The sequence below is a fragment of the Mesorhizobium sp. BR1-1-15 genome, assembly GCF_020165475.1.
Lineage (GTDB): Bacteria > Pseudomonadota > Alphaproteobacteria > Rhizobiales > Rhizobiaceae > Mesorhizobium.
Genome location: NZ_JAIUIF010000034.1, coordinates 1 through 4665 on the forward strand (window position 1 = coordinate 1; position 4665 = coordinate 4665).

The window sequence follows — 4665 nt, forward strand, 5'->3', positions numbered from 1 at the left end:
TGAACCGCTTCGACGCCAAAACAGAAGCGGACAGATCATGTGCTACCAAACCGGACAACTTGATTAGCTACCGACAGAGGAAGTCGACAGAGGTGTCGACAGGGGAAGTCGACGCCATGCGCGTTTGCGTGCCGGGCCGATATCGGCGATGCCGCCAGCCCGAGATCGGACGGCTGCAATATTAGGCTTTGCTTGCTATAGTCACATGTCGGCGCCGCGCTGAGGTCGGCCCGGATGGAGACCATGACCATGACAGACGATCGCCAGGAGCGCATTCGCAGCCGCGCACATCATATCTGGCAGGAAGAAGGGCAACCGGCCGGACAGCATGAGCGCCATTGGCAACAGGCGACGGCCGACATCGACCAGGAGGACGCAGGGTCATCCGCGGTGAAGAAGCCAGCAAGAAAGGCGGCCGTCGCCAGCAAGGCAAAAACCGCGCCCAAAGAGGCCAAGACCGCCGCCAAGCCCGGCAAGCCAAAAAAGGCGGCCAAATAAGACCTGGCCATAGCGGAGCCGATGGCTCGTCGTTGGCCCTGCCGCAAGGTCAGGCGCTAAGGTTTCACGCGGCCGCCGCAACCGTCCGACCCAGCCCGCCATGCAGGTCGAGGCAGCGGGCGAACCACTGCGCCACGACATCGTGGTCGTCGAGCAATGGGTAGGGCGAGGCGATGCGTGCCCATTGCAGCGCGCCGAACACGATATAGTCGGCAAACAGGGGCGAATCTCCGCCTATGAATGGCTGATAGGCGAGCATCGAGCGCAGCGGCTCCAGCGAAGCCCTGAAATTGCCAAGCCCGGCGTCCCGCGCGGCCATCACCTCTTCCAGGCTCTTGCCCAGGCGCTGCTCCCGGCTCTGGCGGAAATAGGCGGCGTTCTCCGTATCCTGCATGGCATAAAGGTCCATGATCGCGGCGGTGGTCACATAGGGATGGATGGTCAGTTGCGACCAGCGCTCGATGAAGCGCGCCATGGCCTTGCCGCCTTCGCCGCCAAACAGCGACGGCCGGTCCGGATAGGTTTCGTCGAGATAAAGCGCGATGGCGAAGGAATCCGCGACGACCGTCTCGCCGTCGCGGATCACCGGCACGAGTTTCGATGCGCCGCCCTCGACGCGGGGCACTTCGAGAAAACGCGTCGGCACCGCGCTGATCTCCAGCCCCTTATGCGCCAGCGCCATCGTCGCCTTCCAGCAATGCGGGCTGAACGGGCGGGTGGCGTCGCGTCCGACGAGATCATAAAGCAGAATGGTCATTGGCGGCGGCTTCCTTGCGGTTTAGGTATCCCGCAACGCCTCGACACAGGCCGGCGGGAGAAAAGATGAAACGGCACTTCATGATGTTTGCGGCCTATAATCAATGGGCCAATGGCCGCATCTACGATGCCGCCGCCGATCTCGACGAAGAGGAATTCAATCGCGACGTCGGCGCTTTCTTCGGCTCGATGAAGGGCACGCTCAACCATCTCCTGGCCGCCGATCGCATCTGGATGAAGCGCTTTACCGGCGAGGGCGATGCGCCGACGGCGCTGGACGCCATACTGTACCAGGCGTTGCCGGGCCTGCGCATGGCGCGCGAGGCGGAGGACCGGCGGATCGTCGACTGGGTTGGCGGTTTGAGCGACAAGGCGCTGTCGGGCCGCTTTATATACATGACGGTATCGGACATGCGCACCGTCTCGCAACGGCTGGCTCCGGCGCTCGACCACGTCTTCAACCACCAGACCCACCACCGCGGCCAGGCCCATATGATCCTGACGGTTCTGGGCCGCCCTTCAGTGCAGCTCGATCTGGCGCATTTCCAGCGCACCGAGGAAGGGCGCGCATACGCCTGATTTCGGCCGCCGGCTGCGATAGAGCAGTTTTCACCGTTTCACGGAAACTGCGAACTGAGGGCCGAAAGACGTTGGAGCGCGTTATGACCGACGGCGCGTGTTTTACAGATATTGGCCTTCCAACCGGGCCGCCTAAGTCTGCCGACCCGAAAAATTAGCTTTTCTAGTTTGCACGGAGCCGATTTCCCTAAAAAATATTTGACTGCAAGTCTTGATTCGTTTTGAGATTTGCTGGTCCGTTTGGGGGACGCGGTTAAATAAATGCATCGACGAAATTCTTCTCTGGGGTAGATGATTTTGTCGCAAATAGGGTGAAAGATTTGTCAAATATCGAGGATAAGACCGTTATCGAGCTGACCGCTGACATTGTCTCGGCCTATGTCGGCAACAACCCGCTGCCGGTTTCCGGCCTGCCTGACCTGATTGCCAGCGTCAGTGCCTCGGTGCGAAAGCTCGGAGGTGCCGTTGTCGCGGAAAGCCCAAGCCTGGTTCCTGCGGTGAACCCGAAGAAGTCGGTTTTTCCCGACTACATCGTCTGCCTGGAAGACGGCAAGAAATTCAAGTCGCTCAAGCGGCACCTCAGGACGGACTATGGGCTGAGCCCGGATGAGTATCGCACCAAATGGGGCCTGCCGCCCGACTATCCGATGGTCGCTCCGAACTACTCAGCGACACGGTCAGCGCTGGCGAAGTCGACGGGACTTGGCCGCAAGCCGGCAGCGCCGGCCCCCGTGGCCAAGGCGACAAAGCGCGGCAAAGCCAGCGCCTGAGCGCGGCCGACCGCAGCCGGAAGCCTCTGAGCTGCGATGTTGACGGCGCCATTGCGCGCGCCGTTTTCATGCCTTGCGTGGCCAACCGGCCCGCAAGGTCTTGCGAAGCGCCGGTCTCCCGTGCAAAAGCGCGGCCATGCTTATCATCAACGACCTCTCGCTGCGCATGGCGGGGCGCTTGCTTCTCGACCATGCCTCGCTGACCTTGCCGGCCGGCACCAAGGCCGGACTTGTCGGCCGCAACGGTACCGGCAAGACCACGCTGTTCAAGGCCATAACAGGCGATTTCCCTTCCGAGACGGGCTCGATCAGCCTGCCGAAGAACACGCGGATCGGCCAGGTGGCGCAAGAAGCGCCCGGAACCGAGGAGCCGCTGATCGAGATCGTGCTCAAGGCCGACCTCGAGCGCACGGCGCTGCTCGAGGAGGAAAAGACGGCGACCGATCCGCACCGTATTGCCGACATCCATATGCGGCTGGCCGATATCGACGCGCATTCGGCCGAGTCGCGCGCCGCCACCATCCTGGCCGGTCTCGGCTTCGACGACGCCGCGCAGCGCCGCCCGGCCTCCTCGTTTTCCGGCGGTTGGCGCATGCGCGTGGCGCTCGCTGCCGTGCTGTTTTCCGAACCCGATCTTCTGCTGCTCGACGAGCCCACCAACTATCTCGATCTCGAAGGCACGCTGTGGCTCGAGAACTATGTTTCCAAATATCCGCACACGGTGCTGCTGATCTCGCACGATCGCGACCTGCTTAACCGCGCCGTCAACTCGATCGTCCATCTCGACCAGAAGAAGCTGACCTTCTGGCGCGGCGGCTACGATCAGTTCGAACGCCAGTACACCGAGCAGAAAGAACAGCAGGAAAAGGGCCGCATCAAGCAGGAAGCCGCCCGCAAGCATATGGAATCCTTCGTCGAGCGTTTTCGCGCAAAGGCATCCAAGGCAAGACAGGCTCAGTCCCGCATCAAGGCGCTTGAAAAGATGAAGCCGATCACGGCCATCGTGAACGACACGGTGCGGCCATTCTCTTTCCCGGAGCCGGTGAAGACGGTGGCCTCGCCGATCGTCGCGCTGAACAATGTCAATGTCGGCTATACACCCGGTGAGCCGATCCTGAAGAAGATGACCTTGCGCATCGATGCCGACGACCGCATCGCGCTGCTGGGCGCGAATGGCAACGGTAAGTCGACCTTCGCCAAGCTTCTGTCCGGCCGCCTGAAGCAGGAGACCGGCACCATGACCGTGGCGCCCGGGCTGAAGGTGGCGATCTTCGCACAGCACCAGCTCGACGATCTCAGGCCTGAGGAAAACGCCTACGAGCATGTTCGCAGGCTGATGCCGGAAGCGCCGGAATCGAAAGTGCGCGGCCGTGTCGCCCAGTTTGGGCTCACCACCGAAAAGATGAACACGGCGGCGAAAGACCTGTCCGGCGGCGAGAAGGCGCGGCTGTTGATGGGTCTGTCGGCCTTCGAGGGGCCGAACCTGTTCATCCTTGACGAGCCGACCAATCATCTCGACATCGACAGCCGCGAATCCTTGATCCATGCGCTGAATGAGTTCCCCGGCGCCGTCATCCTGATCTCGCACGACCGCCATCTCCTGGAAGCGACGGCGGACCGGCTGTGGTTGGTCAAGCATGGCGCCGTCAACCCCTATGACGGCGACCTCGAAGACTACAAGACGCTGGTCACAGGCGTGTCCGGCGACCGGCGCGAGCGGCGCGAGGCGGAAAAAGCCTCGAAGGCCGACCGCCGCCGCGAGGCGGCCCAGCGCCGCGCCGCCTTTGAGCCGCTGGCCAAGGAAATTCGCGCCACCGAAGCGCTGATGGACCGCATCCGCAAGCGCATCGACGGCATCGAGGACGAACTGGCCAACCCAGCAATCTACGAAAAGGATCCCTCGACGGCGACAAGGCTGGCGAAGGAGCGATCGCAACTCGCCCAGACGCTCGCCGGCCACGAGGAAAAGTGGCTGACCATGTCGGCCGAATACGAGGAAGGCACGGCGGAGTAGTTACCCTCCCCCTTGTGGGGAGGGTCGATCCGCGAAGCGGAGCGGGTT

Annotated in this window: 5 protein-coding genes; 4 read left to right on the forward strand and 1 reads right to left on the reverse strand. The window is 62.4% G+C overall.

The genetic code is table 11. The annotated features are described in order from the left end of the window. Positions 1 to 249: 249 nt before the first annotated feature. Positions 250 to 498, forward strand: a complete 249-nt coding sequence (locus LB541_RS28445; RefSeq protein ID WP_224620106.1) for a DUF2934 domain-containing protein — start codon at positions 250 to 252, stop codon at positions 496 to 498. A 64-nt stretch (positions 499 to 562) separates the two neighbouring features. On the opposite strand, the gene LB541_RS28450 is transcribed toward LB541_RS28445, so the two are convergent. Next, positions 563 to 1255, reverse strand: a complete 693-nt coding sequence (locus LB541_RS28450) for a glutathione S-transferase family protein (RefSeq protein WP_140515470.1) — start codon at positions 1253 to 1255, stop codon at positions 563 to 565. 65 nt (positions 1256 to 1320) lie between these two features. On the opposite strand from LB541_RS28450, the gene LB541_RS28455 reads away from it, so the two are divergent. From LB541_RS28455 to LB541_RS28465, 3 genes are all read left to right on the forward strand, one after another. Continuing rightward, positions 1321 to 1833 carry a DinB family protein gene (locus LB541_RS28455; RefSeq protein ID WP_140494383.1) on the forward strand — a complete coding sequence of 171 codons (513 nt, stop codon included), beginning with the start codon at positions 1321 to 1323 and terminating at the stop codon, positions 1831 to 1833. A gap of 320 nt (positions 1834 to 2153) precedes the next feature. Continuing rightward, entirely contained in the window at positions 2154 to 2603 is a 450-nt protein-coding gene (locus tag LB541_RS28460) for a MucR family transcriptional regulator (RefSeq protein ID WP_140494381.1), read from the forward strand. A gap of 136 nt (positions 2604 to 2739) precedes the next feature. After that, entirely contained in the window at positions 2740 to 4617 is a 1878-nt protein-coding gene (locus LB541_RS28465) for an ABC-F family ATP-binding cassette domain-containing protein (RefSeq protein WP_224620109.1), read from the forward strand. Positions 4618 to 4665 lie beyond the last annotated feature (48 nt).

Bases quoted from the DNA above. Each gene is read 5' to 3' on its own strand.
- LB541_RS28445 (WP_224620106.1), top strand. From the start codon at position 250: ATGACAGACGATCGCCAGGAGCGCATTCGCAGCCGCGCACATCATATC.
- LB541_RS28450 (WP_140515470.1), bottom strand. From the start codon at position 1,255: ATGACCATTCTGCTTTATGATCTCGTCGGACGCGACGCCACCCGCCCG.
- LB541_RS28455 (WP_140494383.1), top strand. From the start codon at position 1,321: ATGAAACGGCACTTCATGATGTTTGCGGCCTATAATCAATGGGCCAAT.
- LB541_RS28465 (WP_224620109.1), top strand. From the start codon at position 2,740: ATGCTTATCATCAACGACCTCTCGCTGCGCATGGCGGGGCGCTTGCTT.